The following is a 26,593-nucleotide window of genomic DNA, read 5'->3' as shown; positions in this document are numbered from 1 at the left end:
TGTACTTCGTTCAGTTACGTATTGCTAAAGTTAATCGATTCTTCTCTACACGGCACCTACCAGATCCGAGCACTCACGGCAAAGAGCGCCAATCCGAACAGCACCACGATGGCGGCCGGCAGCAGGGTGGAGCGAAAAAATTGCACAGCCTTGGGGGTGAGCGAGCGCCTGGACCCATCATCGCCCCTAGTGTTCGCCGAACTGCCCCCGCTTGATGGCCCCGTCCTCCGGCACCTGGCGGCGCCTCGCCGCGGTGGCGGCCGAAGGGGTGGCCAGCGGCACGCCCTACATGGTGGGCACCAAGCTCCTGCAGGGCTGGCTCACCGCCTCCGGCGTGCCGCTCGGGCTGATCGGCCTGTTGGCCTACGCCGAACTGCCCTACACCTTGAAGATGTTTTGGGCGCCGGCCCTGGATCGCTGGCCGATCCCTGGCCCGACCGGCGGCGGGGCTGGCTGCTGCTGCTGCAGCTGCTGCTGGTGCTGGTGATCGCTGCCATGGCCCTGCTGCGGCCCAGCCAGGATCCCGCCAGCCTGACGGCCATCGGCCTGATGGCCCTGCTGCTGGCCCTGGTGAGCGCCACCCAGGACATCGTGGTGGATGCGTACCGCACCGACCTGCTGCCCGAACGGCCGGGTGGCGGCGCCGCCGCCACCAACCTCGGCTACCGCGGCGCCATGCTCGCCATCGGCGCCGGGGGCTTCATCCTGGCCGGCCGCAGCGGCTGGCCCCTGGCCTTCCTTGGCTCGGCGGTGCTGATGCTGCTGGTGGTGCCCTTCACCCTGACGGCCCCGAAACTGCCGCCGATCCAGCACCAGGTGTCCAGCCTGCGCCAGGCGGTGGCAGGGCCGGCCTGGGAGTTCCTGCACCGCACCGGCCCTGGCCGAGCCTTGATGTTGCTGGCCCTGGTGCTGCTCTACCGCTGGCCCGATGGCCTGCTCAACGTGATGGCCGTGCCCTTCCTGATCCAGCAGGGATTCCCGCCGGAGGTGGTGGGCTCGGTGCTGGCCGGCTGGGGCATCGGCGCCACCATCGTCGGCACGATCCTCGGCGGCATCCTGTTCGCCAGGTTGGGCATGAACCGATCGCTTTGGGTGTTTGCCCTGGTGGGGGCGGCGGGAAACTTGTCCTACTGGGGCCTGGCGAGCTTCAAGGGCGGCATGCCGGCCCTGCTGATGGCGGTGGGGCTGGAAAACCTGGGCGGCGGGCTGGTGGGCGCTGCGTTCGTGGCCCTGCTGATGAGCCTCTGCAACCCCCGCTTCTCCGCCACCCAGTACGCCCTGCTCTCTGGGGTCTACGCCCTGAGCCGCTCGGTGCTCTCCGGCCAAGCTGGTTTTGTGGCCGAAGGTGTGGGCTGGAGCAGTTTCTTCCTGCTCACCGTGGCCTCCTCCCTGCCGGCCTTCCTGCTGATGGCCTGGCTCACCCCCTGGAACGGCGACGGGGCCAAGGGGGCCTTCGATCCCGCCAAAGACCCCACCTGATCAAGCCGGCTGCAGGCTCTCCTCAAGCCGCCGGCGCAGCTGGCCGCAGGCGGCGTCGGCATCGAGACCCCGACTGGCGCGCACGCTCACGGCCACATGACGCTGCTGCAGGGCCTGGCGAAAGGCCTCCACCGCGCCGGGAGCCGGCCGCTGGAATTCCTCCTCGGCGATCGGGTTGTAGGGAATCAAATTGACATGGCTCTGGAAGCCCCGCAGCAGCTGGGCCAGGGCGACGGCATGGCGGGGCTGGTCGTTGAGCCCGCCCAGCAGGATGTATTCAAAACTCACCCGCCGGCCGGTGATGGCCACATAGCGGCGACAGTCGTCCAGCAAGGCCTCGAGCGGATAGGCATGGGCTGTGGGGATCAGCTCTTCGCGCAGCCGCTGATCCGGCGCATGCAGGCTCACCGCCAGGGTGAACTGGGCGCGGCCCAGGCGCTCCAGGGCCCGCTCGGCCAGGGTGGGCAGGGTTTTCGGCACCCCCACGGTGCTCACCGTGATCTGGCGCTGGGCCATGCCCAGGTCGGTGCAGAGGCAATGGATCGCATCCAGCACCGCCTCGCTGTTGAGCAGGGGCTCGCCCATGCCCATGAACACCACGTGGCTAGGGCGCGCATCCATCACCTCGCGCACGCTGAGCACCTGGTCGACGATCTCGTGCACCGCCAGAGAGCGCTGAAGGCCGCCCTTGCCCGTGGCGCAGAAGCGGCAGGCCATCGGGCAGCCCACCTGACTGCTCACGCAAACCGTGAGCCGTCCCTCGGCGGGGATGCCAACGGTTTCGATGCTGAGGCCGTCGGCCGTGCCCAGCAACAGCTTGGTGGTGCCATCGCGGGCCACGCTGCGGTGCAGCTCCCGGGAGCGGCCGATCCAATCGAAGGCCCCAGAAGGGGGTTGGGCCGCGAGGTGCTCGCGAAAGGCTTTGGGCAACACAGTCACCCCCTCGAGGCTGCGAACCCCCTTGGCGTAGAGCCAGTCGTGCAGTTGACGGCCGCGGAAAGCGGCCTGGCCGTGGGCGGTAGCCCAGTGCTCCAGCGCCGGCAGGCCCATCCCCAACAGGGGCAAGGCGAGGCGCAGCCGGCTCGGTGCTCAAGGCCAGATCAGCAGCCCGTGCCCCAGCTTCCATTCCACGGCCACCAGGGCAATAAAGCCCAGCATGGCCAGGCGGCCATTGAGCAGCTCGGTGTGGGTGTGGAAGCCGAAGCGGGGCAGCCGGCGCTGGGGCACCGGCGTGTTCAGGCTGGTGCGCAGGGAATTAGCCATGGTGATCACTCATCGGTGAGCAGTCCCTCTTCCTGAAGACCCTCGAGAGCTGCAGGATCGGCGATCAGCTCCTCCTCCAGGGCGTCATCCAGGTTGGGGCGGGTGAACGCCGCCAGCCCGCTGGCACTGGCCTCGATGCCATGGCGGCTGCGGGTGGCCTCCAGATCCGCATCGGAGGGATCGTCAAGCACTGCCATCGACGCGGCCGGAGCCGGCATCTCGACGGTGTAGTCGGGACGCAGGTTCTGCATGCGGCGATAGCCCATGGCATCTTCCTCGAGGATGTCGGGATGGGGGCCGGCCTCAGCCCGCAGCTCCTCTTCGAAGCCGCTGAAGCCGGTACCAGCCGGGATCAGACGACCGATGATCACGTTCTCTTTGAGGCCACGCAGCCAGTCGCTCTTGCCCTCGATGGCAGCTTCGGTGAGCACCCGGGTGGTCTCCTGGAAGGAGGCCGCCGAGATGAAGCTGTCGGTGTTGAGCGAGGCCTTGGTGATGCCCAGCAGCACCGGCGTGAATTCGGCGGGAGCCCCACCGGTGATCGCCATGGCGCTGTTTACTTGCTCCACCTGACGCAGCTCGATCAGCTCACCGGGCAGCAGGGTGGTGTCCCCGGCGTCCTCAATGCGCACCTTGCTGGTCATCTGGCGCACGATCACCTCGATGTGCTTGTCGCTAATCGAGACGCCCTGGCTCTTGTAGACGTTCTGCACCTCGGTCACCATCCGGAACTGCAGCTTGGAGATCGCCTCCTGGGCCGCTTCCATTGTGGGCTTGCGGCTGCGCAGGTCTTCGAAGAAGCACTCCAGCAGCTCGTGGGAGTTGATCGGGCCGTCGGTCAGCGACTCACCGGCGCTCACCTGCTGGCCATCGCTCACCATCACGTTGCGGCCCAGCAGGATCGGGTACTCGGTGATGGCGTCGTCATGCTCAATCACCGAGACGGTAATGGAGTCGTCGTCTTCGCCCTGCTTGATCTGCACGGTGCCACTCTTGCGGCAGAGGATCGTCGATTCCCGCGGACGGCGGGCTTCGAGCAGTTCCTCAATCCGGGGCAGACCCTGCACGATGTCACCGGTCTTCTGGCGCTCAAACACGAGCAGGGCCAGGCCATCACCCCGCTGCACCAGCTCGCCGTCGCGCACGTGCAGCACCGAGTCGGGCGACACCATGTAGGGGCGGCCCAGGCGGATGGTGAGGGTGCTGCCGTTGATGGCCCTCCACCTGCCCGCAGCAGGGGCTTCGACACCCTCGGCCAGCCGGTCGCCATCCACAATCCGCTGGTCGAGGCCGACCTCAGGCTTGGCCGAACCCAGTTCGATGGTGCGGGTGTCGCCGTCGCGCTCCACGATCAGGCGGCGGATCGGTTCGCCATCGACCAGATCGGGCAGCTGCACCACCCCATCTTCTTTGCAGAGGATCTGGGTGGTGGCCACCACATCTCCACGCTTCACCGCGATTCCATCTTCCACCTGAAGATCGGTGTGGGTTGAACCATGGCTCGCATCGGAGAGGGTGTCGCGCCGCACAAGCAGGGTTTCCAGGATGGTGAGCTGCAGGCGCTCAATCGTCTTGGCCCGCTTGTCGGACACGGCCTCCACATCCACCGTCATCTGGGGGTGGTGTCGATGGTTTCCAGGATCAGTTGCGTGCGCAGCAGCTCAACGCCATCCACGCTCTTGATCAGCTCGCCATCCTTGAAGGCCAGACGCTGGGTGGCCTTGAGGTTCAGCGAGGGGCCGCCGGACTGCTTCACCGTGCCCAGCTCAGGCAGGTGGGCTGCATCGGGGATGGCGTACTCCTCCACCGGGCGCAACAGCAGCGCGCCGCCATCCGGTGTATCGACCGCCTCGACGAACACCATGGCCTCGGTCTTGAGCCCCTTGGTGATCTCTTCGCCCGGAGTCGCCATCTTGCCATCGGCATATTTGGCGAGGGTCTTGCTATCGGACACCAGATGCAAGGTGCCGGAGCGCACAATGATTTCCCTCAGAATGTCGTTCTTCTGGGTCACCGTGACGATGCCGGCGGTTTGGCTAAAGATGTCCTTCACCACCTCGGTGCCGGCTTCAATCCACTGACCGTCCTCGATCATCAACAGGGAGATGTCCTTGTTGATCTCGTGGGTTTCCTGGGGGATCCACAGCAGGGTGCCGCCCTTGCTCACCTCGTAGCCGTTCTTGGCGCTGCGGGCTTTCTTGATCGCTAGGCCGGGCGCAAATTTGACGGTGCCACCGGTTTGGGTGCGGAAACGGTCGTCGGCCAGCTCAGCGATTACTTCGCCATTGGCGATCTTGCTGCCGGGGGCCGTGTTGAGGCGGTAGCGGATGTTGTCCTTACCCTCCAGGTGCCAGATCTCACCGGAGTGGGTGGATTCGCCCACCAACTTGCAGTCCTTGAGGGTGAGGCTGGCGGTAACGATCTGCACTTCGCGGGAGTCGCCGGCGCTCTCCCGCAGGCGCACGGCACCGCCGTATTCGCTCACCAGGCGGCTTTCCGCCAACACCTCACCGGTGGTGACGGCCTTGTTGCCCTCTACCACGGGCAAGGCATTGGGGGGCAGGTTGTAGACATCGCCGCTGAACACCCACATCCGGCCCAGGCGCTGGGCCTTGAGGGTGATGTTGCCCTGGCGGTCGGTGACCTCCTTGGGCTGAATCGCGACCTCATAGCGCACCTGGCCAGCCAGGTCGCAGATCACATCCTTGGTGGCCTTCTCAACGCTCTTCTTGACCGTCAGCACCAGCCGCAATCTGGGCCAGGATCGTGTCACCGGGAACGGTGTCGCCGTCGGCCACAAACAGGATCGAGCCGTTGACGATGTCGAGCTTCCTGGATCTTGCCCTTGCCGGTGGGTTTAACGGTGAGGGTGAAATCGGTTTCTGCGAGCTGGGCCTCCACGCCGTGGGGGTCCGGAAGGGGCGCACCCGGGCCTTGGGACCGAATTCAACTGTGCCATCCACCAGGGAGCGCACCACACCGGTTTCAGCCGTGGACACACCACCGGTGTGGAAGGTCCGCATGGTGAGCTGGGTTCCAGGCTCACCGATCGACTGGGCGGCGACGATGCCGACAGCCTCGCCCAGATCCACCAACTGGTTGTGGGCCAGGGCCCAGCCGTAGCACTTGCGGCACACCGAACGGGAGGCTTCACAGGTGAGCGGGGAGCGCACCTTTACGGTTTTCACGCCACCGGCTTCGATCCGCCGCGACAGGGGCGTCGATCTCGCCATCGCGCTCCACCAGGGTTTCGCCGTCTTCAGCCACCACCGGCTCGGCCGCTAGACGGCCGATCAGCTTGCTGCCGAAAGCGCCCTTCTCATCGGCGTCGATCGGGATGCTGCGGGTGGTGCCGCAGTCGTCCTCGCGCACGATCACGTCCTGGCCACGTCCACCAGACGCCGGGTGAGGTAGCCCGAGTCAGCGGTGCGCAGAGCCGTGTCGACGAGGCCCTTGCGGGCGCCGTAGGAGGAGATCACGTATTCCGTGACGGTGAGGCCCTCACGGAAGTTGGTGCGGATCGGCAAGTCGATGATTTCCCCTTGCGGGTTGGCCATCAGGCCGCGCATGCCCACCAGCTGGCGCACCTGGGACATATTGCCCCGGGCGCCGGAGTTGGCCATCATCCACACCGAGTTGAGTGGATCGTTGTCGTTGAAATTGCGGCGCACGGCCGCCACGAGACGTTCGTTCGTTTCGGTCCAGGTGTCGATCACCTTGGTGTGACGCTCCACCTCGGTGATCTCGCCGAGGCGGTAGCGCTCTTCGGTTTCGGTGATCTGCTCTTCGGCTTCCGCCAGCAACGCCGCCTTATCACCGGGGATGCGCAGGTCGTCGACGGAAATCGACACGGCCGCCTGGGTGGCGTAGTGGAAACCCAGGTCCTTCAGCTCGTCGGCCATCGAGGCCGTGGCGGCGGTGCCGTGGTGCTTGTACGCCCAGGCCACGAGGTTGCGCAGGGCCTTCTTGTCGATCACGCGATTGCGGAACGGCGGCGCCTGCTTGCTGAGGGCTTTGCTGGCGGCTACCGCGGCGATGGCGGCAGTTCTCCAGGGCAGCAGCCTCGGCGGCCTTTTGGCGCTCTTCTTGGTGGTTTTCTTGGCGGGGGTGGCGGTCATGGCTGCGCGCGGAGGAAAGACGAAAGGAGAAACGAAAAACGGGAACCCAGACCCTGGATTCGCAACGGCCGTGCAGGTCGCAGCCACGGCGTCGATGATCGTGTGGTTGATCACCACGCGGCCCACCGTGGTGAGCAGATAACGGCTGATCAGCGCTCCGTCTTCATCGAAACGGTCGCGGCGGTACAGCCACTGCTCGATGCGGGTGCCATCGCTGAGGGTCTCTTCCTTCTGGGGCTGGTTGTCTTCGTCGTCGCTCTCAACCTCGCCGCTGAAGCGCACCCACACCCAATCGTGCAGCGACGAGGTGCTTTTCTTCAAAGGCGTCGATGACGTCATCGAGGCTGGCGAAGGTTTTGGCGCGATCGCCAAACTCGGGCTTCACCGAGCCGGGCTGCTCCGCCGTGAGGTAGTACGCGCCGAGCACCATGTCCTGGGACGGAGTGATGATCGGCTCACCGGTAGCGGGCGACAGGATGTTGTTGCTGGCCAGCATCAACATGCGGGCTTCGGTCTGCGCCTCAATGGCCAGGGGCACGTGCACAGCCATCTGGTCACCGTCGAAGTCGGCGTTGAAGGCGGGGCACACCAGCGGGTGCAGCTGAATGGCGCGGCCATCGACCAGCTTCGGCTCAAAGGCCTGGATGCCGAGGCGGTGCAGGGTCGGAGCGCGGTTGAGCAGAATCGGATGCCCTTCGATCACCTCCTGTAACACCTGCATCACCTCATCATCGGCGCGCTGGATCAACTTCTTGGCGGCCTTGATGTTGTTGACGATGTTCTGGCGGATCAGGCGATGGATCACGAACGGCTGGAACAGCTCGATCGCCATCTCCTTGGGCAGACCGCACTGGTGCATCTTCAGCTTCGGACCCACCACGATCACGGACCGACCCGAGTAATCGACCCGCTTGCCGAGCAGGTTCTGACGGAAGCGACCCTGCTTGCCTTCAATGATGTCGCTGAGTGACTTCAGCGCCCGATTATTCGCACCCACCACGGTGCGACCGCGGCGACCGTTGTCGATCAAGGCGTCGACAGCCTCCTGCAGCATCCGCTTCTCGTTGCGGACGATGATTTCTGGAGCCAGGATCTCCTGCAGACGCGCCAGGCGGTTGTTCCGGTTGATGACGCGGCGGTAGAGATCGTTGAGGTCGGAAGTGGCGAAGCGACCGCCGTCGAGCTGCACCATCGGGCGGAGATCCGGGGGGATCACCGGGATCACATCCAGCACCATCCATTCGGGCCGGGCCCCGGTGGCGATGAAGTTGTCGATCACGCGCAGGCGCTTGATCAGCTTGGCCCGCTTCTGGCCTTTGCTGGCCGCGATGTCCTCCCGCAGCTGCTCAGCGGTTTCGTTGAGCTCGAGATCTTCCAACAGTTGCTTCAGCGCTTCGGCGCCGATGCCCACCATGGGCTCATTCTCGATCTCCGAATCCTCGGCGTAGATCTGATCTTCAATCTCCAGCCACTCATCTTCGGTGAGCAGCTGCTTGTAGGTGAGGTCCTTGTGGTCGCCCGGATCGAGCACCACATAGCAGTTGAAATAGACGATCTGCTCGACATCGCGCAGGGGCATATCCAGCAGTATCGCCACGTAGCTGGGAATGCCCTTGAGATACCAAACGTGGGACACGGGTGCCGCCAGCTTGATGAAGCCCATGCGGTGGCGCCGCACCCGGCTCTCGGTCACCTCCACACCGCAGCGCTCACACACGATGCCGCGGTGACGCACCCGTTTGTATTTGCCGCAGTGGCATTCCCAATCCTTGGACGGGCCGAAGATCTTCTCGCAGAACAGCCCGTCCATCTCGGGCTTCAGCGGTGCGGTAGTTGATGGTTTCGGGCTTGGTGACTTCACCCACCACCTGACCATTGGGCAGCGTGCGCTGCCCCCACTGCATGATCCGCTCAGGCGACGCCAAGGTGATCTTGACGTAGTCGAAGTGGTTTTCGGTGCGGAGGTTGCTGTTGGACATCGGCTTGGAGCTCGCGGAGATCGAGAGAGGAAGGAGTGGCACGGCAACGCCCAGAGGAGCGGTCCGCGATCAATCAGCGATCAGTCGTCGTCATAGTCCGCGACGCCGAGGGATTCGTAGGTGGGCCGGCTGGGGGTGCTGCGGCGGGGGTTGACGTCCTGCATCAGATCCACTTCTTCGCCGGCATCGGTGTACACGGCGATATCGAGACCAAGCGACTGCAGCTCGCGCATCAGCACCTTGAACGACTCGGGAGTGCCGGGGCGGGGAATCGGCTTGCCCTTGACGATGGCGTTGAGCGCCTCGTTGCGGCCCTGCATGTCGTCGGACTTGACGGTGAGCAGTTCCTGCAGGGTGTAGGCGGCGCCGTAGGCCTCGAGGGCCCACACCTCCATCTCACCCAGGCGCTGGCCGCCCTGCTGGGCCTTACCGCCCAGGGGCTGCTGGGTCACCAGCGAGTAGGGGCCGGTGGAGCGGGCGTGGATCTTGTCGTCCACCAGGTGCACCAGCTTGAGGATGTGGGCATAACCCACGGTCACCGGCTGGTCGAACGGTTCGCCGCTGCGGCCATCGATCAGCTGGATTTTGCCAGGGTTTTCCGGGTCGTAGACCCAATCCTTGCCAGGCAGCTTGGCCGCCTCTTCCAGGTAGGCCTGCACCGTCTGCTTGCTCTTCTCGGCACCGTGCATCTCGTCAAAGGGCACCACCTTGACGCGGCAGTCGAGGTGCGATGAGGCCCAGCCCATCAGGCACTCGAACACCTGGCCCACGTTCATGCGGCTCGGCACACCCAGGGGGTTGAGCACGATGTCTATGGGGGTGCCGTCAGGCAGGTAGGGCATGTCCTGCTGGGGCAGGATCCGGCTGATGATGCCCTTGTTGCCGTGGCGGCCGGCCATCTTGTCGCCCACCTGGATCTTGCGGCGCTGGGCCACATAAACCCGCACCACCATGTTGGCGCCGGGCGGTAGTTCATCGCCCTGCTCGCGGGTGTAGATGCGCACGTCCACCACGCGACCCCGCTCGGTGCTGGGAACCCGCAGGGAGTTGTCGCGCACATCGCGGGCTTTCTCACCGAAGATTGCGCGCAGCAGCTTCTCTTCGGGGGCTGGTCGGATTCACCCTTGGGGGTCACCTTGCCCACCAGGATGTCGCCGCTTTCGACATAGGCGCCGATGCGGATGATGCCCATCTCGTCGAGATGACCCAGGCTCTCCTCGGCCACGTTCGGGATTTCCCGGGTGATTTCCTCGGGTCCAAGCTTGGTCTGACGGGCCTCGATCTCGTACTTCTCGATGTGCACCGAGGTGTAGAGGTCGTCGTGCACCAGCCGATCGCTGAGCAGGATGGCGTCCTCGTAGTTGTAGCCCTCCCAGGGCATGTAGGCGATCAGCACGTTCTGGCCAAGGGCGATCTCGCCGCCCTCGCAGGCCGAGCCATCCGCCAGCACCTGGCCGGCAATCACCGTGTCGCCCTGGCGGACGATCGGGCGCTGGTTCAGGCAGGTGTCCTGGTTGGAGCGCTGGTACTTCTGCAGGTGGTGCACATGGTCGGTGCCCTGGTCATCGCGGATGACGATGGCGGTGGCATCCACAAAGGTGACCGTGCCGTTGACCCGGGTGATCGGCACCATGCCGGAGTCGCGGGCGACCTGGGTTTCCAGGCCCGTGCCCACCAGGGGACGCTCGGGGCGGAGCAGGGGCACCGCCTGACGTTGCATGTTGGAGCCCATCAGGGCCCGGTTGGCGTCGTCGTGCTCCAGGAAGGGGATCAGGGAGGTGGCCACCGAAATCACCTGCACCGGTGAAAGCTGCACGTAGTCCACCTGCTCGGGCGGCACCTTCTCAAAGTCCTGGCGATAGCGCACCGGCACCAGCTCGGCGGTGATTCGGCCGTCCGCGTCGGTCGGCACGTCACCGGGGGCGACGCGGCACTCGTCCTCCAGGTCGGCGGAGAGGTAGATGGGATCGCCACTCTTGTGGACGATGCCGTTCTCCACCTTCCAGAACGGGGTTTCGATGAAGCCGTACTCATTCACCCGGGCGTGGGTGGCCAGCGAACCGATCAGACCGGCGTTCGGACCTTCCGGCGTTTCGATCGGGCAGATGCGGCCGTAATGGGAGGGGTGGATGTCGCGCACGGCAAAGCCGGCCCGCTCGCGGGTCAGACCGCCTGGGCCGAGGGCACTGATGCGGCGCTTGTGGGTGAGCTCCGCCAGGGGGTTGGTCTGATCCATGAACTGGCTCAGCTGGCTGGAGCCGAAGAACTCCTTGATCGCCGCCACCAGGGGCTTGGGGTTCACCAGCTGGGCGGGGGTAAGGCTCTCGGTCTCACCAACCGTCATCCGCTCCTTGATGATCCGCTCGAGGCGATTCAGGCCGACGCGCACCTGGTTCTGCAGCAGCTCGCCGACGGAGCGGACGCGGCGATTGCCGAGGTGGTCGATGTCATCGAGGCAGGCACCGCCCACATCGAGCTCAAGGTTGATCAGGTAGTCGATCGTGCTCAGCACGTCCTCAGGGGTGATGGTGCGCACCGCATCGGGAATGGTGAGGCGCAGCTTTTTGTTAATCTTGTAGCGGCCCACCCGACCCAGGTCGTAGCGCTTGGGGTCGAAGAAGCGGCTGTGCAGCAGGGTCTGGCCGCCGCTGACGGAGGGGGCTCACCGGGACGCAGCTTCTTGTAGAGCTCAAGCAGGGCCTGGTCTTCTGAGGAAATGCCCTCGTCGTTGGCCGCCTCGATCGACTTCTGGTAGTACTCGGGGTGCCGCAGCTTGTCGAGCACATCGTTGTCCGACAGACCAATGGCCCGCATCAGCACGTGGGCGTTGATCTTGCGGGTCTTGTCGACGCGAACGTGCAGCAGGTCGTTCTTGTCAGTCTCGAACTTCAGCCAGGCACCGCGATTGGGGATTAGGCTAGCGTTGAAAGTCTTGCGGCCGTTCTTGTCCTGCTCGTCCTTGAAGTAGACGCCGGGCGAGCGGACGATCTGGTTGACGATCACGCGCTCGGCGCCATTGATGATGAACGTGCCGCGTTCGGTCATCAGCGGCAGTTCGCCGATGAACACCTCCTGCTCCTTGATTTCGCCGGTCTCCTTGTTGACCAGGCGGCAGGTGACATACATCTGGGACGCGAAGGTCGCGTCACGGCGCTTGGCCTCTTCCACATCGTGGCGGGGGCGCTTCAGGCGGTACTCGCTACCGATGAAGTGCAGCTCAAGCTTGCCGGTGTAGTCGGTGATCGGCGAAAAGCTCTCGAGCTCTTCGATCAACCCCTTCTCCAGGAACCATTTGAAGCTGGCGCGCTGCACCTCCACCAAATCGGGCAGGTAAGTAACGGTCTTAGCGACCTGGATCGCGCTGCTCATGCGGTGAACCTGCAGGAACGGGTGGGAAAGGACTGGCCGGTGGGGCACCCCATGGCGGGCGCTGCAGTCTTGACGGCCCGCAGCCGCCCACACAAACAGCCGCCCCCGAGCGGGGAACGGCTGCCCGAGGGGGCTTGCTCAACGGGATTGCTTCAAGACTGCAGACGTCGACAACAAGGAGCGCTTCCGCTTCCAGGCCAATGAAACATCATACATTGTGAAGCGGCAGTCGGAACAGCTCGGCCGCATTGGAAGTGCTGGTATTGGCCACTTGCGTGAGGGCTTCTCCCACGCAGCTCGGCCACCCGCGCCGCCACCGACGCCACGAACGCCGGCTCATTGCGTTTGCCCCGCCGGGGGACCGGCGCCAGAAAGGGGCAGTCGGTTTCCACCAGGTAGCGATCCGCGGGCACCTGCCGGGCACAGGCATGGGTGGCCTCCGCTTTGGGAAACGTGACGGTGCCGCTGAAGCTGATGTAAAAACCCAGCTCCAGAAACCCCTCCATTTCCTTGGGGTTGCCCCCCAGCAATGCATCACGCCGCGGGGCAAGCACCGCGCGCAGCCCGCTGGCGCAGCAGGGCCAACATCGGTTCGGCCGCATCGCGGCAGTGCACGATCACCGGCAGATCCAGCTCCACCGCCAGATCCAGCTGGGGCTCCAGCATGGCGAGCTGCTGCTCGAGGTTGTGGTCACGAAACAGATCGAGGCCCAGCTCACCAATGGCCACCACGCGGGAATCGGCCTGGGCGGCCTGGCGCAGCACGCCAGCGGTGTCGTCGCGCCAGTGCTCGGTATCGAGGGGATGGACTCCCACGGAATAGCGCAGCTCGGGAAAGCGATCGGCCAGGGCCCGGATCGCTGGAATCTCCGAAGGCTCCACGCAGGCATGAACCAGAGCCTGCACGCCGGCATCCCGCCAGCGCTGGGCCACCTCCTCGAGGTCCTCGTCGAAATTGCGGAACACGATGTGACAGTGGCTGTCGACCAGCGCCGCTGGAGTCACGGCTGTGGCTGGGCTCAGAGCCATGGCACAACAAAATCCTGGGAATGGCAACCATTGTGGCCATTCCCAGGATCTGCTGCCTCGGTGGGCACCGGAGGCTCAAGTTGTCGAGGCAGGAGCTCAGGCCCTGGCGGCCACCGCCGGCTCGATCACTTTTTTCACGGCCGCGCTGAGGCGCGACTTCTGGTTAGCACCGGTGTTGCTGTGCAGCACACCCACCTTCACGGCCTTATCAATCTTGCTGAAAGCGGCGTTCATGCTGGTCTGAACGGCCGTTTTGGCGGTTTCGCCAGGCTCCTGGCTGTAGGCGGTGCAGGCGGTGAAGCAGCGCTTCATCAAGGTGCGCAGGGCCGACTTGTAGTTGCGGTTGCGGAGGCGATTGCGCTCGGCAACTTCAATGCGCTTCTTCGACGACTTGTTATTAGCCACAGGCGGACGGACGCTGGATCGGCAAACGCGGATCCTACCGCCAGGCTGCCCAGCAACCTCCAAAACCTTGCCAAGGCAGTGCCGCACTAGCTTGTCGACGTGTTGCCGCCAGTCCTGACCCGTGGTCGCGTCGCCTACCGCTCTGTCGATCACCTGCCTGCGGGATGACGCCTCGTCCGTTGCCAGGCCCTCGGCCGGTGGCAGCCCAGCGGCCGAACGCCTAGCCGCCATCGCCGAACGCACTAGCGGCGGCCGCATGCAGGAGGAGATGGCCCGTGTGGAGGCGATCCTCACCCAGGTGCAGACCCAGGGGGATCAGGCCCTGCTGGAGCTCACCGAACGGTTTGATGGCGTGCGACCCGATCCGCTGCGCATTCCGCGCGAACGGCTGGCGGCGGCATGGCAGGCCACCCCGCGCCACTGCAGGAAGCCCTGCGCCTGGCTCACCAGCGAATCCTGGCCTTCCACCAGCAGCAACTCCCCGCCGACCTCGCCATCACCGGTCCCCACGGCGAACAGCTGGGTCGGCGCTGGCGACCGGTGGAGCGGGCTGGCCTCTACGTGCCGGGGGGGCGGGCCTCCTACCCCAGCACCGTGCTGGATGGAACGCCGTGCCGGCGCGGGTGGCAGGGGTGCAACGGCTGGTGATGGTGACGCCCCCGGCCCCGGGGGCGAACCCAACGCCACCGTGCTGGCGGCCGCCCATCTGGCCGGTGTGGAGGAGGTGTACCGGGTGGGGGGTGCCCAGGCAATCGGCGCCCTGGCCTACGGCACCGAAACCATTCCCCAGGTGGACGTGATCAGCGGCCCGGGCAACCTCTACGTGACCCTGGCGAAAAAGGCTGTATTTGGCCGGGTGGCGATTGATTCCCTCGCCGGCCCGAGCGAGGTGCTGGTGATCGCCGACCACACAGCCCCGCGTCGACCAAGTGGCAGCCGACCTGCTGGCCCAGGCCGAACACGACCCCTGGCCGCAGCCATCCTGCTCACCACCAGCGAAGCGCTGGCTGCGGCCCTACCCGCAGCGCTGGAGGCCCAGCTTGAAAACCACCCCAGGGCCGAGATCACCCGCACGGCCCTGAACGACTGGGGGCCTGATCGTGGTGTGCGACAGCCTCACCCAGGCGGCCCGGCTCAGCGACTGTTTTGCGCCCGAGCACCTGGAGTTGCTGGTCGAAGACCCGGAGCGCCTGGCCGAGCAGATCCAGCACGCCGGCGCCATCTTCATGGGGCCCTACACACCCGAGGCCGTGGGCGACTATCTCGCCGGCCCCAACCACACCCTGCCCACCTCAGGCACGGCACGGTTTGCCGGCGCCCTGAGCGTGGAGACCTTTCTGCGCCACACCAGTTTGATCCGGTTCAACCGGGAGGCCCTGGAGGCCACCGGGGCTGCCGTCATCAGCCTGGCGGAGAGTGAAGGACTCCACAGCCACGCCGAATCGGTGCGGCGCCGGCTGACGTGAGCGGGCTGGCCTAGCGCTTCACCAGATCACGCACCCGCGGCTGGCCATCAACGATTTCACCCACCAGCACCTGGTCGGTGATGTTGACGAACAGACCGTTCTCCAGCACGCCGGGCAGGTTGTTGATCGCCGCTTCCAGGCCCGCCGGATCGCTGATCCCGCCGGCAAATTTCACATCCAGCACCAGGTTGCCCTGGTCGGTCACCACCGGGCCGGCCTTCTTCACAGCCATGCGCAGCTGGGCATCACCGCCCATGGCGGCGAGCTCAGCCTGCACCTGACGCCAGGCGCCGGGCAGCACCTCCACCGGCAGCAGAAAGCCCAGGTTGAGCGTGTCGACAAGCTTGGCGGCATCCACCACCACCACAAAGCGCTCGGCGCGGCGGGCCACCAGCTTCTCCTGCACCTGGCAGGCGCCACCGCCCTTGATCAGCTGGAAGGAGGGATCGACCTCATCGGCCCCGTCGATGGCGGAGATCGATGCGCTCGATCGCATTGAGGCTCTTGAGCGGAATGCCCAGCTCGGCGGCCAGCACCTCCCCCTGAAACGATGCTGGTGACCCCCACCACATCGGTGAGTTCGCCGCTGTTGAGCTTCGCCCCGAGGGCCTGAATCATCAGGGCCGCGGTGGAGCCGGAGCCCAGGCCCACCACCATGCCGCTGCGGATCTGCTCGGTGGCAGCCGTTGCCACGGCCTGCTTCATCCGGTCCTGCAGGTCCGACATCCGGTGCTCCTCTCTCGGGCCGCGACCGTAGCAGCGTTCATCCGGTGTGGGGCAACGCCGCCGGCTTGATCGTGAGGCTGAGCTCCCGCTGGCCGCGGACCACGGTCAGCGGCAGGGGCTCTCCAACACTGCTGCGTTCCACCCGCTCAAGCAGGCTGGCCGGATCGGGCACCGGCTGGTCGGCGACGCCCACCACCAGATCGCCGCGACGCAAGCCCGCCGTTTCCGCCGGACTGGCGGGCAGCACCCGCTGCACCAGCGCCCCATCCCGCTCCGGAAGCTGCAACAGGGCGTCGGGGTCGCGGTTGTTGTCGCGGGCCCGACGGGCGGTGAGCGGCACCAGCTGCAACCCGAGATAGGGGTGCACCACCTCGGCCGCCGGTGCTGAGCTGGGCGGCCACCCCTCGGGCCAGGTTGATCGGAATCGCAAAGCCGAGGCCAGCACCAGGGCCTGAGCGGACGAGGGTGTTGATGCCGATCACTTCACCAGTGGCATTGATCAGCGGCCCCCGGAGTTGCCGGGGTTGATCGCGGCGTCGGTCTGGATCAGGTCGAGGCGCTTATCGGCGAAACCGAGGCTGTTGATGTTGCGGTGCAGGCTTGACACGATCCCCAGCGTCACCGTGCGCTCAAGTCCGTAAGGACTGCCCATGGCAATGGCCCAGTCGCCCACTTCCAGGGCTTCGGAATCCCCCAGGGGCGCGGCGCGCAGATCCCGGGAGCCAGGAATTTTGACCACGGCCAGATCGGTGACCGAGTCGGCCCCCACCACAGCCCCATCCACGTGCAGGCCATCGGCCAGGGTCACCTCAACGCTGTCCACCTGGTCGACCACGTGGGCATTGGTGAGCACCAAGCCCTTGCCGGCATCGATCACCACCCCGGAGCCCTGACCCCGCTCGCGCATGCTGCCGGAGGGATCGCCAAACAGGTCGCGCAACAACGGATCCAGCAGGGCGGGATCAAAGGGCTGGCGGGCCACCTCCCGCTCGGTGTCGATGCGCACCACCGCGGGGGCCACGGCCCGGGCCGCATCAGCCACAAAGCTATGGGGACTGGTGGGCACCAAGGGACTGGTTGGAACCACGGGACTGGTTGGCACCACGGCAGTGGCGGGCATCTCCAGGGCCAGGGCTGCAGACTCGCCACCCCCCAACCGGCCTCCCAGGCAACCATCAGGCCAACTGCCGAGCCCAGCCAGAGCAGGGGAACCAGCAGCACGGAGCAAACCCTCACCCACTTCATCGACAACCCATTCACGGAAAAGGGGCAGGAGCCCTGCAATCGCGGCTCCAAGGCTAGGGACGCCGCCAACACAGCAGAGTGAACTGAGGCAGGCCCATCCGCCTAAGTTGGCGTTTGATCGCATAGGCGGCCATGGCAGCAATCCCCCCGGCACCCGCCAGCGCTGCACGCTCTGCCAGGTGGAGATCCAGGGCATGGTTGGCGGCAACGACCTGGTGCATTTCAGCCAGGGCGCCCCGGGCACGCGCGCCAAGCTCTGGGCCAGGGTTTGCCAATACCTGCGCACCGCCGAGCAGAAGGGCCAGTGCCTCAACCAAGACGCCGGCCAGCGCGGCACCGTGCAGCCCAGCGACTACTTCGCCGAAGCCCCGGTGATTGAGATGCCTCCCTTGGGCGGCATGGGGCCTGGGACGGACCATCCCCTAGGGTGATGGCTTGCCCGGCGGGCAATCCCAATCGTCACGGTTCAGCTTTGCGCCCAAGGGCGCATGCAACGGACCGTGCAGATGGGCAGTTTTCCAGACTGCAAAAGCCGGCGGGCCTCCTGCCCCCAGCCCCACTGCAGCGTTGCCCCACCCCCTCCTGCCCGATCTGGAGCGCCTGGCCCAAGCGGCTGTGGCGCAATCCGGCTTCGCGCTCAAGGGCGTGCATCTGTTCACCCACCGCATCCCCATGACGGTGCAGGTGCTGGTGCAACGCGCCGATGGCAGCGACATCAGCCTCGATGAGTGCGCCTCCCTGAGCGCGCCCCTCGGCGAGGCGATTGAAGCAGCCGAGCTCCTCGGCGACGCCTATGTTCTGGAGGTCAGCAGCCCTGGCGTCAGCGACGATCTGCACGACGACCGGGATTTCCGCAGCTTTCGCGGATTTCCAGTGGCCGTGCACTGCCGCGATAGCAAGGGCCTTGAAGTGCGGCGCGAAGGGCTCCTGCTAGGGCGCGATGCAACGGATGTGCACCTCAACATCCGCGGCCGCACCCAGCGCATCCCGCGGGACTCGGTGATCAGCGTCTGCCTGGCCACCCCGACCCAGCCCACCTGATCCGCCTCTTCACCGCTCCCTGACCATTTCTCACCCCTGATCCATGGCCCTGGTTTTGCTCCCCGGTCTGAACAACCTGATCGAGGACATCAGCGACGAGAAGAAATTGCCACCCGCCGTTGTGGAGGCCGCCCTGCGTGAAGCCCTGCTCAAGGGCTACGAGCGCTATCGCCGCACCCTGTATTTGGGAATCAGCGAAGACCCTTTTGAGGAGGACTACTTCTCCAACTTCGACGTCGGCCTCGACCTGGAAGAGGAGGGCTACCGGGTGCTGGCCTCGAAAATCATTGTCGAGGAGGTGGAGAGCGAAGACCACCAGATTTCCCTGGCCGAGGTGCAACAGGTCGCCGATGACGCCCAGATCGGCGACACCGTGGTGCTCGACGTCACCCCGAAAAAGAAGAGTTCGGCCGCATGGCCGCCGCCACCACCAAGCAGGTGCTGGCCCAGAAGCTGCGTGACCAACAGCGCCGCATGATTCAGGAGGAATTCGCCGACCTCGAAGACCCCGTGCTCACGGCCCGGGTGATCCGCTTCGAGCGCCAGAGCGTGATCATGGCTGTGAGCAGTGGCTTGGGCCGGCCCGAGGTGGAGGCTGGAGCTCCCCGCCGCGACCAACTACCCAACGACAACTACCGCGCCAACGCCACCTTCAAGGTGTTCCTCAAGGAAGTGAGCGAGGTGGCCCGGCGAGGCCCCCAACTGTTTGTGAGCCGCTCCAACGCCGGCCTGGTTGTGTACCTGTTTGAGAATGAGGTGCCCGAGATCCAGGAGGGCTCGGTACGGATCGTGGCTGTGGCGCGGGAAGCCAATCCCCCTCCCGCTCAGTGGGGCCGCGCACCAAGGTGGCCGTGGATTCCGTGGAGCGCGAAGTCGACCCAGTGGGTGCCTGCATCGGCGCCCGCGGTTCCCGCATCCAGCAGGTGGTCAACGAGCTGCGCGGCGAGAAGATCGACGTGATCCGCTGGTCGCCCGACCCGGGCCAATACATCGCCAACTCCCTCAGCCCGGCGCGAGTGGAGATGGTGCGACTGGTGGACCCGGAAGGCCAGCACGCCCACGTGCTGGTGCCCCCTGACCAACTCAGCCTCGCCATCGGCCGCGAAGGGCAAAACGTGCGTCTGGCGGCCCGCCTCACGGGCTGGAAGATCGACATCAAGAACGCCAGCGAATACGACCAGTCCGCCGAAGATGCCGTGGTGTTCTGAGCTGATCGCCCAGCGCCAGGAGGAGGAGGCTCTCCAGGCCGAAGCCGAAGCCCGTCTGGAGATCGAGCAGGCGGCCCGGGCCGAGGAAGACGCCCGCCTGCGGGTGCTCCACCCCCTGCCCGAAGATCGAGGAGGACCTTGGCGAAGACGGCCAAGATTTTGCTGCCGAGGAGGCCGTCGCACAGGAGACCCTCGCAGAGGATGAGGCCCGGTGACGCCCCGGATCGTGCTTCGGGCGCTGTGTGGCCTGTCGTGCGCTGCTGGATCGCCAGCAGCTCTGGCGGGTGATCCGGCTGGCCGAAGGAGGAATCGGATTGGACCAGGGCATGGGCCGCTCGGCTTACCTCTGCCCCAATCCGGTGTGCCTGGAAGAGGCCAGACGACGCAAGCTGTCCGCAACGGGCCCTGCGCTGTCAGGTTTCAGATTCCATCGTTGAAACCCTGCAAAAGCGCCCTAACACTCCGGCGCTGATCTCGCCTCTAAGGCAAGATGAACATTGGCCGCAGAGTGTGCGTGCGGCCTGCGTGCCCCTTGGCCCCGCTTGGCGGCCCTGGGCCCCGATCCATGGAGACCTGAATGACCAGCAGCGGCAAAGTCAGAATTTATGAGCTGTCCCGGGACATGGGCCTGGAGAACAAGGACGTGCTCGATGCCGCCGAGAAGTTGGGGGTTGCGGCCAAGAGCCACAGCAGCTCGATCAGCGACGACGAAGCGTCCCACGGATCCGCTCCCCTGATCGAGGCGGGCAGCAACGGCAACCGGGCGCTGCTTCGCCCCCACCGCCCCGACGAAGGCGATTCTCTCGGTCAAGAAGGCCACCAATGATGCTGCCGAGGCGTCCAAGCCTGCCGCCGGCCCGAGGCCAGCGACCCCAACCCAAACGGCCGCAGCACCGCCCATGGCCGCGAGCCAGCCATGCCCCCGGCCCGGCCCGTGGCGGCCAAGCCAGCCAACCAACCGCCTTCCTCAAGCAAACCGGCCGCTCCCAGCAAGCCTGCAGTGGTTAGCAAACCAACCGTGGTCAGCAAGCCTGCGGCGGCAAGCAAGCCCCCGCACCCAGCAAGCCCGCGGCACCGGCCCGGCCTGCGGCGGCGCACCGAGCAAGCCGGTTGTGATTGCCTCCAAACCCGCTCGCCCCGGCACCCCACCCCCAGCCCGCCCAGCAGCGGCGGCTCCCACGCCAAGTCGGAGACCTGAGCTGCCCGTTCGACCTGCCCCCAGCAAGCCTCAACTGGTGGGACGTCCCACCAGCGCCCCCACCAGCGCCCCCGCCGGCGCTGGCAGCGGCACCAGCAGCCGCCCCGCCTCTCCGGCGGGCCGCCCGCCAGCTGAGCCAGCGGCCGGCACCACCCCAGCGGGCTGGAGCTCCGGCCCCTGTTCGCCCCGGCAAGCCAGGGGCACCAGGTCGTCCCGGCCCAACCCCTCTCGAGCTGGTCGGCAAACCGATTCGCCGCGATAGCGCCGCCCCCGGAGCCCCTGGGCGCCCCGCCGCCCCGGGCCGCCCAGGCATGCCCGCCGGCATGCGCAAGCCGATGGCCCTGGCGAGCTGATGCAGCTCCAGAAGCCCTCCGGCCGACCCACTGCTCCACCGCCACGGCGCCCCGGGGATCGAACCGAAGCCGGCGCACCGTCAAGCCCGGGCACGCCCGATCTGGTGCGCCCCAGCGCCACCCCACCGGCCGCACCGCGGCGGCCTGGCTTCCGGGCCCCACGCCCGCTGGTGCAGCAGGACGCCCCCGCCGACCCGACTGGGACGACAGCGCCAAACTGGAGGCGCTGCGCAGCGCCGCGCCGCAAAGCAGCGCACCAAGGTGCACATCATCGGCGAAAACGATGATGCGCTCACCGCCGAAACCGGCGGCTACGCGGGCGAGCAGGAAGCCTTCGTGCTGCAGGCCAGCCTGGCCCGCCCCGCCAAGCCCCGCACCGCCTCCACCCCTGCCGCCAAGCCCATTGCGGCGATGCGGAAGCGCGAAGGAAACCACCCGTCAGCGGCAGCGCCGCCGCGCCATGGAATTGCGGGCCCTCCGCGAAGCCAAGGCCGTGCGGCCCGAGATGCTGATCGTGCCGGAGGGCAACCTCACGGTGCAGGAGCTGGCCGAGAAACTCGGCGTTGAGAGCTCCGGAAATCATCAAGAGCCTCTCCTTCAAGGGGATCATCGCCACGGTCACCCAAAGCCTCGACCTCTCGACGATCGAGCGCGGTGGCCGAAGAATTCGGCGTGCCGGTGCTCGAGGACGACGTCGAGGAAGCCGCCGCCAAGACAGTGGAAATGATCGAGGGAGAGTGACCGCGATTACCTGATCCGTCGCCCGCCTGTGGTCACCGTGATGGGCCACGTCGACCACGGCAAGACACGCGCTGCTCGACGCCATCCGCACCACCCGCGTGGCCGCCGGCGAGGCCGGCGGCATCACCGCACATCGGTGCGTATCAGGTGGAGATCCCCCACGCGGGCGAGCAGCGCAAGATCACCTTCCTCGACACGCCGGGCCACGAGGCGCTTCACGCCATGCGGCGCCCGCGGCGCCAAGGCCACCGACGTGGCCGTGCTGGTGGTCGCCGCCGACGACGGCGTGCGTGCCGCAGACCCAGGAGGCGATCCAGCCACGCCACGGGCGGCCGAGGTGCCGCTCGTCGTCGCCATCAACAAGATCGACAAGGAAGTGCGCCTCCCCCGACCGTGTGAAGCAGGAGCTCTCGGCCCTCGAACTGGTGGCCGAAGACTGGGGCGACACCGTGATGGTGCAGGTGAGCGCCATCAAGGGCGAGAACGTCGACAAGCTGCTGGAGATGATCCTGCTGGTGACGGAGGTGGAGCGCCCTCCAGGCCAACCCGGATCGGATGGCCAGGGGCACCGTGATCGAGGCTCACCTCGACAAGGCCAAGGGACCAGTGGCCACGCTGTTGGTGCAGAACGGCACCCTGAAGGCCGGCGACGTGCTGGCGGCGGGTCCGGTGCTCGGCAAGGTGCGCGCCATGGTCGACGACACCGGCAAGCGCGTGAAGGAAGCCGGCCCCTCCTATGCCGTCGAAGCCCCTCGGCTTCAGCGGAAGTGCCCACCGCCGGCGACGAGCTGGAGGTGTACCCCGACGCAGGAAGACCGCCCGCTCCGGTGGTGGGCGATCGGGCCAACGAGGCCCGCGCCACCCGCCCGGCCCAACGTGATGCGCCTCCCGCCGGGTGTCCCTGGCTTCGATGTCGGGCCAGGCCAGCGAAGGCGAGCTCAAGGAGCTCAACCTGATCCTCAAGGCCGATGTGCAGGGCTCCGTCGAGGCGATCCTCGGCTCCCTCTCGAGCAGCTGCCCCAAGGCGAAGTGCAGGTGCGGGTGCTGCTCTCGGCTCCGGGCGAAATCCACCGAAACCGACGTCGACCTGGCCGCCGCCTCGGGCGCGGTGATCGTCGGCTTCAACACCTCGATGGCGCCAGGGGCCAAGCGAGCCGCCGATGCCACCGGCGTCGACGTACGCGACTACGACGTCATCTACAAGCTGCTGGAAGACATCCAGATGGCCATGGAAGGCCTACTGGAACCGGAGCTGGTTGAGGAGTCCCTGGGCGAAGCCGAGGTCCGCGCCGTGTTCACGATCGGGCGCAGTGCGGTGGCCGGTTGCTATGTCACCACCGGCAAGCTGCAGCGCGCAACTGCAAGGTGCGGGTGTGGCGCGGCAAGGAGAAGGTGTTCGAGGGCGACCTCGACTCCCTGCGTCGCAACAAGGACGACGTCAAGGAAGTCGCCACTGGCTTCGGAGTGTGGCATCGGCACCGATCGCTACACCGGCTGGCAGGAAGCGGATCGCGTCGAGGCCTACAAGCTGGTCACCCAGCGCCGCACCCTCAGCACCTGAGCCCTGTGAACCCTGCAGCGAGCTCCTGCTCTGGCTCCAGCTCGTGGCCCTCGGGGCCATTCCGCTGGAGCTGCTGGGGCTGCTGCTGGTGCTTGCTGGCGCGGATCCCGGCCCTTTGCCTGGCCTGAGCGCCTGCTGGCCTGGGCCATCGGGGCCCTGGGGCCCGCCATCGTGCTCTGGCAGCGTCCTGCTGACGTTTGCTCACTGCTGCTGGTCCAGGTGCCCGTGAGAGCGCGCAGCGGAAGCCCAGCGCAGCCTGGCTGCCCTGCAGGTCCGCTGCCCGCAAAGGTGGCCCTAGTGCTGGCAGCGGCGGCCCTGCTGCCCCTGTTCTGGGTGGATGGATCAGCACGCCGCCCTGGCCTCCCCCTCGCCCCTAGCGGCCAGCCCCCGTTTTGTTGGGCTGCTGTTGGCCTGCCCTCTGCTGGCCCTGATGCTGTGGCAGTGGCAACAACTGAGCCAGGCGATCGGGCTGCTGGAGCCGGAGCCCAGCCGTGCACTCGCCACCTGCGTGCCCCTCACCCCCGTGCAACTGGAATCCGAGCGGCTGTGCTTGGGGTCGCCGCTGCTGCTGCTGAGCCCCCTGCAAATCACCAATCCCACTCCCGCCCCAACCAACGCCCACCGCGTCGGAAGTGACACCCTGAGCCTGAGCCGGAGCCTCCAGCGCCAACCTCCGCTCCTGAGCCGTGCTAGCTGGTGGCACGGTTGCGATCGAACCAGAGCAACCCACCGAAGAGGGCGAAAGCGCCGATCTGGATGAGGAGATCACCTGAGGGCACGTCAGCCCCACTCGCTGATCGCATCGCCATCGTCGCCAACCCCACCGCCCCCGAGGCCGCTAGGGCAAGCCACACCGCACGGCGCAGCCCCCGCCACGGAGTGCGAGCCTCCAGCAACAGTCGCTCCCTCAATGCGGGATCAATCGATTCAGGCTTGGATCCCATCGTCACGCACCGCTTCAGGCTGACCGCTGAATGCTAATTTCAACAGAATGCCGGTGTAGCTCAGGGGTAGAGCAACTGATTCGTAATCAGTAGGTCGTCGGTTCAAATCCGATCACCGGCTTGATCCACACAGAGAAAGTCGAGCAGTCGCAATCGAAAGAGCCCTCTGGCAGATGAAGCCAGGGCTTTTGAGCAGAGGGCCCCAGCCAAGCTGCCTGCTTACCGAAATGCAACGCCAGGCGCAAGCTGGTCTGACTTCAGCTCATCAAAAAGAAAAGCTTCTTCACCATTCAGAGTACGAAAAGCCAGCAGCACTCAGAATTTAAATCTTTCAAAAGCCGATAATGATCGCGTCAAAATCACTAGAAGCAAAGAGTACCCAAGAAAACTGATATCCATTCTCCTTGCTCACTAACCCCAAGAAAACAGCAGAAGGCCCGTCGACTTCCAGCTGCCCACTGTGCCGCGAGCTGTATCCCCGGCGCCGCAGCGCGGTGATCTGGCGGAAGGCCTGATCCCGATCCCCAGGTGGTGTATTCAAAGCCGCTGTTGCGGTTGTGAAACAGCCTGTGCAACAACGCCACAACCACATTCACATCCATCTCCGCACCCACACTCAGATCGATATCCACATCCATCTCCCATGAAAAAGCCCCCTCCGAGGAGGGGGCTTGAGGGATTCCGTTGTTGTGAGCGTCACCGCCTCAGCAGAGGCTGTTGCCTCAGCCGATTGCCGGTGCGGTCAGAGCCACGGGGGTGGCTTCTGCAGCTGCCAGGTCGAGCGGGAAGTTGTGAGCGTTGCGCTCGTGCATCACTTCCATGCCCAGGCCTGCACGGTTCAGCACGTCTGCCCAGGTGTTCACCACACGGCCTTGGCCGTCGAGGATCGACTGGTTGAAGTTGAAACCGTTCAGGTTGAAGGCCATCGTGCTCACGCCCAGGGCGGTGAACCAGATGCCAACCACAGGCCAGGCAGCCAGGAAGAAGTGCAGGCTGCGGCTGTTGTTGAAGGAGGCGTATTGGAAGATCAGGCGACCGAAGTAACCGTGGGCAGCCACGATGTTGTAGGTCTCTTCCTCTTGGCCGAACTTGTAGCCGTAGTTCTGGCTCTCGCTCTCGGTGGTCTCACGCACCAGGCTGCTGGTCACCAGCGAGCCGTGCATGGCGGAGAACAGGCTGCCGCCGAAGACGCCAGCCACACCCAGCATGTGGAAGGGGTGCATCAGGATGTTGTGCTCAGCCTGGAACACCAGCATGTAGTTGAAGGTGCCGGAGATGCCCAGGGCATGGCGTCCGAGAAGGAGCCTTGACCGAAGGGATACACCAGGAACACAGCAGAAGCAGCAGCCACAGGTGCGCTGTAAGCAACGCAGATCCAGGGGCGCATGCCGAGGCGGTAGGACAGTTCCCACTCGCGACCCATGTAGGCGTAGATGCCGATCAGGAAGTGGAAGACCACCAGCTGGAAAGGACCACCGTTGTACAGCCACTCATCGAGGCTGGCGGCTTCCCAGATGGGATAGAAGTGCAGGCCGATGGCGTTGCTGGAAGGCACAACAGCACCAGAGATGATGTTGTTGCCGTACATCAGGGAGCCGGCGACGGGCTCACGGATGCCGTCGATGTCGACGGGGGAGCGGCGATGAACGCCACGATGAAGCAGATGGTGGCAGCCAGCAGGCAGGGGATCATCAGCACACCGAACCAGCCCACATAGAGGCGGTTGTTGGTGGAGGTGACCCACTCGCAGAACTGGTTCCACGCAGAAGCGCCTTGGCGCTGCTGAATTGTGGTTGTCATGAGAACGAGAGAAGGGTGTTCCAGAGGAACGGGTATGGAAGGCGGGAATCCGATCTGCCGAAAGGGCAGAAGCGAAAACAGCCGGACGGAATCCCGTCGCTCGCAACTGTAACGGAAGATTGCGGTGATGGTGAGAAAGCCGCGGCCTGGATGCCGCAGGGCTGCTGATGACTCTGATTAGCGCAGCTGATGGGTGGCGATCCTGGCGGGCTATGGCGGCAATCCGTAGCCAGCCGCTGCTGCCACTGCTAGGAGTTTCCTGCACAGGACCTTCTCCGGCATGGCACTGCCCTCCACGCTTCAAGCCCTGCCCATCCGTGCCGCCCTGGTGGCGCTGGCCAGCACCGCACTCCTGATCGGGGGCTGTCAACGGCAACCGTCTGCCGAACTGCAGCGGGTGCTTCAGCGCCAGGAACAACTCGAACTCAAGATTCAGCAGCTGGAGCAGAAGCTCAACGCCGTGACCCCGGGCAACGGGGCGGATCCAGCCGGCAAACCTCCAGCTGGGGCGATCAAGTCGCTCACGTACCGCAGCGGCACTCAAGACGACCGGCTCCGCATCTACTGGGCCGACGGCACCACGAGCGATTTGCCCTGCACCAAAGAGCAGTCGACCCTGGTGTGCGGTTGATCCCGCTTGACAGGAGTGGGGCCCCAGGTTGAGCTAG

14 protein-coding genes, 1 tRNA gene and 12 pseudogenes are annotated in these 26,593 nt (G+C 65.8%); 15 read left to right on the top strand and 12 right to left on the bottom strand.

The window, feature by feature from the left end; genetic code table 11:
- Nucleotides 1-214: 214 nt before the first annotated feature.
- Together AAF143_RS09660 and AAF143_RS09655 are read left to right on the top strand one after the other, a co-directional pair.
- A complete protein-coding gene (locus AAF143_RS09660) occupies nt 215-487 on the top strand; it encodes a hypothetical protein (RefSeq protein ID WP_414026859.1) in 273 nt (90 codons plus the stop codon).
- A complete protein-coding gene (locus AAF143_RS09655; RefSeq protein WP_414026858.1) occupies nt 397-1,479 on the top strand; it encodes an MFS transporter in 1,083 nt (360 codons plus the stop codon). The genes AAF143_RS09660 and AAF143_RS09655 overlap by 91 nt, the downstream gene beginning before the upstream one ends.
- On the opposite strand, the gene rlmN is transcribed toward AAF143_RS09655, so the two are convergent.
- The 7 genes and pseudogenes from rlmN to rpsT all read right to left on the bottom strand — a co-directional run bounded on the left by rlmN (nt 1,480) and on the right by rpsT (nt 13,642).
- Complete coding sequence (gene rlmN, locus AAF143_RS09650) at nt 1,480-2,529, bottom strand: 23S rRNA (adenine(2503)-C(2))-methyltransferase RlmN (RefSeq protein ID WP_414026919.1); 1,050 nt, start codon at nt 2,527-2,529, stop codon at nt 1,480-1,482.
- Between the two features lie 39 nt (nt 2,530-2,568).
- Nucleotides 2,569-2,742 carry a chlorophyll a/b-binding protein gene (locus AAF143_RS09645; RefSeq protein ID WP_094561570.1) on the bottom strand — a complete coding sequence of 58 codons (174 nt, stop codon included), beginning with the start codon at nt 2,740-2,742 and terminating at the stop codon, nt 2,569-2,571.
- 5 nt (nt 2,743-2,747) lie between these two features.
- Nucleotides 2,748-6,860 (bottom strand): annotated as a pseudogene (locus tag AAF143_RS09640) (DNA-directed RNA polymerase subunit beta').
- A 75-nt stretch (nt 6,861-6,935) separates the two neighbouring features.
- Nucleotides 6,936-8,839 (bottom strand): annotated as a pseudogene (locus AAF143_RS09635) (DNA-directed RNA polymerase subunit gamma); the annotation flags it as partial.
- 80 nt (nt 8,840-8,919) lie between these two features.
- Nucleotides 8,920-12,208 (bottom strand): annotated as a pseudogene (rpoB, locus tag AAF143_RS09630) (DNA-directed RNA polymerase subunit beta).
- 208 nt (nt 12,209-12,416) lie between these two features.
- Nucleotides 12,417-13,237, bottom strand: a pseudogene (locus tag AAF143_RS09625) (TatD family hydrolase).
- A 96-nt stretch (nt 13,238-13,333) separates the two neighbouring features.
- A complete protein-coding gene (gene rpsT / locus AAF143_RS09620) occupies nt 13,334-13,642 on the bottom strand; it encodes a 30S ribosomal protein S20 (protein WP_414026857.1) in 309 nt (102 codons plus the stop codon).
- 256 nt (nt 13,643-13,898) lie between these two features.
- Between rpsT and AAF143_RS09615 the strand changes: the two are divergent.
- The 3 genes and pseudogenes from AAF143_RS09615 to AAF143_RS09605 all read left to right on the top strand — a co-directional run bounded on the left by AAF143_RS09615 (nt 13,899) and on the right by AAF143_RS09605 (nt 15,108).
- Nucleotides 13,899-14,290, top strand: a pseudogene (locus tag AAF143_RS09615) (histidinol dehydrogenase).
- A pseudogene (locus AAF143_RS09610) lies at nt 14,244-14,669 on the top strand (histidinol dehydrogenase); the annotation flags it as partial. The pseudogenes AAF143_RS09615 and AAF143_RS09610, both read left to right, overlap by 47 nt.
- A 73-nt stretch (nt 14,670-14,742) precedes the next feature.
- Entirely contained in the window at nt 14,743-15,108 is a 366-nt protein-coding gene (locus tag AAF143_RS09605) for a histidinol dehydrogenase (protein ID WP_414026856.1), read from the top strand.
- Between the two features lie 10 nt (nt 15,109-15,118).
- Here the strand turns inward: AAF143_RS09605 and rpiA are convergent.
- Nucleotides 15,119-15,834, bottom strand: a pseudogene (rpiA, locus tag AAF143_RS09600) (ribose-5-phosphate isomerase RpiA).
- 37 nt (nt 15,835-15,871) lie between these two features.
- Nucleotides 15,872-16,954, bottom strand: a pseudogene (locus AAF143_RS09595) (trypsin-like peptidase domain-containing protein).
- Between the two features lie 319 nt (nt 16,955-17,273).
- Here AAF143_RS09595 and AAF143_RS09590 point away from each other — a divergent pair.
- The 5 genes and pseudogenes from AAF143_RS09590 to AAF143_RS09570 all read left to right on the top strand — a co-directional run bounded on the left by AAF143_RS09590 (nt 17,274) and on the right by AAF143_RS09570 (nt 20,154).
- Nucleotides 17,274-17,510: a hypothetical protein gene (locus tag AAF143_RS09590; RefSeq protein WP_414026918.1), complete on the top strand. Its 237-nt coding sequence runs from the start codon at nt 17,274-17,276 to the stop codon at nt 17,508-17,510.
- A 136-nt stretch (nt 17,511-17,646) separates the two neighbouring features.
- Nucleotides 17,647-18,120: a ribosome maturation factor RimP gene (gene rimP, locus AAF143_RS09585; RefSeq protein WP_254988502.1), complete on the top strand. Its 474-nt coding sequence runs from the start codon at nt 17,647-17,649 to the stop codon at nt 18,118-18,120.
- Nucleotides 18,121-18,163: 43 nt separating this feature from the next.
- Nucleotides 18,164-19,543 (top strand): annotated as a pseudogene (nusA, locus tag AAF143_RS09580) (transcription termination factor NusA).
- A gap of 27 nt (nt 19,544-19,570) precedes the next feature.
- A pseudogene (locus AAF143_RS09575) lies at nt 19,571-19,787 on the top strand (YlxR family protein); the annotation flags it as partial.
- Nucleotides 19,788-19,905: 118 nt separating this feature from the next.
- On the top strand, nt 19,906-20,154 hold the full coding sequence (locus AAF143_RS09570) for a translation initiation factor IF-2 N-terminal domain-containing protein (protein ID WP_414026855.1): 249 nt from the start codon (nt 19,906-19,908) through the stop codon (nt 20,152-20,154).
- Nucleotides 20,155-20,556: 402 nt separating this feature from the next.
- Here the strand turns inward: AAF143_RS09570 and AAF143_RS09565 are convergent, their stop codons facing one another.
- Complete coding sequence (locus AAF143_RS09565; RefSeq protein WP_414026854.1) at nt 20,557-20,748, bottom strand: hypothetical protein; 192 nt, start codon at nt 20,746-20,748, stop codon at nt 20,557-20,559.
- A gap of 1,427 nt (nt 20,749-22,175) precedes the next feature.
- On the opposite strand from AAF143_RS09565, the pseudogene AAF143_RS09560 reads away from it, so the two are divergent.
- The 3 genes and pseudogenes from AAF143_RS09560 to AAF143_RS09550 all read left to right on the top strand — a co-directional run.
- Nucleotides 22,176-22,319 (top strand): annotated as a pseudogene (locus AAF143_RS09560) (hypothetical protein); the annotation flags it as partial.
- Between the two features lie 211 nt (nt 22,320-22,530).
- Nucleotides 22,531-23,181 (top strand): hypothetical protein, encoded by a 651-nt coding sequence (locus AAF143_RS09555; protein WP_414026853.1) that lies wholly within the window; start codon nt 22,531-22,533, stop codon nt 23,179-23,181.
- A gap of 337 nt (nt 23,182-23,518) precedes the next feature.
- On the top strand, nt 23,519-23,941 hold the full coding sequence (locus AAF143_RS09550) for a hypothetical protein (protein ID WP_414026931.1): 423 nt from the start codon (nt 23,519-23,521) through the stop codon (nt 23,939-23,941).
- Here the strand turns inward: AAF143_RS09550 and AAF143_RS09545 are convergent.
- Nucleotides 23,871-24,125, bottom strand: a complete 255-nt coding sequence (locus AAF143_RS09545) for a DUF3493 domain-containing protein (RefSeq protein WP_094561566.1) — start codon at nt 24,123-24,125, stop codon at nt 23,871-23,873. The two genes, AAF143_RS09550 and AAF143_RS09545, sit on opposite strands and share 71 nt — an antisense overlap.
- A gap of 49 nt (nt 24,126-24,174) precedes the next feature.
- Between AAF143_RS09545 and AAF143_RS09540 the strand changes: the two genes are divergently transcribed.
- Nucleotides 24,175-24,246: transfer RNA gene (locus AAF143_RS09540), tRNA-Thr, on the top strand.
- A 601-nt stretch (nt 24,247-24,847) separates the two neighbouring features.
- On the opposite strand, the pseudogene psbA reads toward AAF143_RS09540, so the two are convergent.
- Nucleotides 24,848-25,925 (bottom strand): annotated as a pseudogene (gene psbA / locus AAF143_RS09535) (photosystem II q(b) protein).
- Between the two features lie 280 nt (nt 25,926-26,205).
- Between psbA and AAF143_RS09530 the strand changes: the two are divergent.
- The gene (locus AAF143_RS09530; RefSeq protein WP_094561168.1) at nt 26,206-26,556 is read left to right on the top strand and encodes a hypothetical protein; all 351 of its coding nucleotides are present in this window, start codon (nt 26,206-26,208) and stop codon (nt 26,554-26,556) included.
- Nucleotides 26,557-26,593 lie beyond the last annotated feature (37 nt).

This window comes from Cyanobium sp. ATX-6F1, from assembly GCF_047395825.1.
In the GTDB taxonomy this organism is placed as follows: Bacteria; Cyanobacteriota; Cyanobacteriia; order PCC-6307; family Cyanobiaceae; genus ATX-6F1.
The sequence above is the reverse complement of the archived record's forward strand: the minus strand, read 5'-3'. Positions and strand labels throughout refer to the sequence as shown.

What these genes read in the sequence shown, in the direction of transcription:
- AAF143_RS09660 (WP_414026859.1), top strand. Translation starts at nt 215, where the DNA reads ATGGCCCCGTCCTCCGGCACCTGGCGGCGCCTCGCCGCGGTGGCGGCC.
- rlmN (WP_414026919.1), bottom strand. Translation starts at nt 2,529, where the DNA reads ATGGGCCTGCCGGCGCTGGAGCACTGGGCTACCGCCCACGGCCAGGCC.
- AAF143_RS09645 (WP_094561570.1), bottom strand. Translation starts at nt 2,742, where the DNA reads ATGGCTAATTCCCTGCGCACCAGCCTGAACACGCCGGTGCCCCAGCGC.
- AAF143_RS09590 (WP_414026918.1), top strand. Translation starts at nt 17,274, where the DNA reads ATGGTTGGCGGCAACGACCTGGTGCATTTCAGCCAGGGCGCCCCGGGC.
- AAF143_RS09570 (WP_414026855.1), top strand. Translation starts at nt 19,906, where the DNA reads ATGACCAGCAGCGGCAAAGTCAGAATTTATGAGCTGTCCCGGGACATG.
- AAF143_RS09555 (WP_414026853.1), top strand. Translation starts at nt 22,531, where the DNA reads ATGTCGGGCCAGGCCAGCGAAGGCGAGCTCAAGGAGCTCAACCTGATC.
- AAF143_RS09550 (WP_414026931.1), top strand. Translation starts at nt 23,519, where the DNA reads ATGGATCAGCACGCCGCCCTGGCCTCCCCCTCGCCCCTAGCGGCCAGC.
- AAF143_RS09545 (WP_094561566.1), bottom strand. Translation starts at nt 24,125, where the DNA reads ATGGGATCCAAGCCTGAATCGATTGATCCCGCATTGAGGGAGCGACTG.
- AAF143_RS09530 (WP_094561168.1), top strand. Translation starts at nt 26,206, where the DNA reads ATGGCACTGCCCTCCACGCTTCAAGCCCTGCCCATCCGTGCCGCCCTG.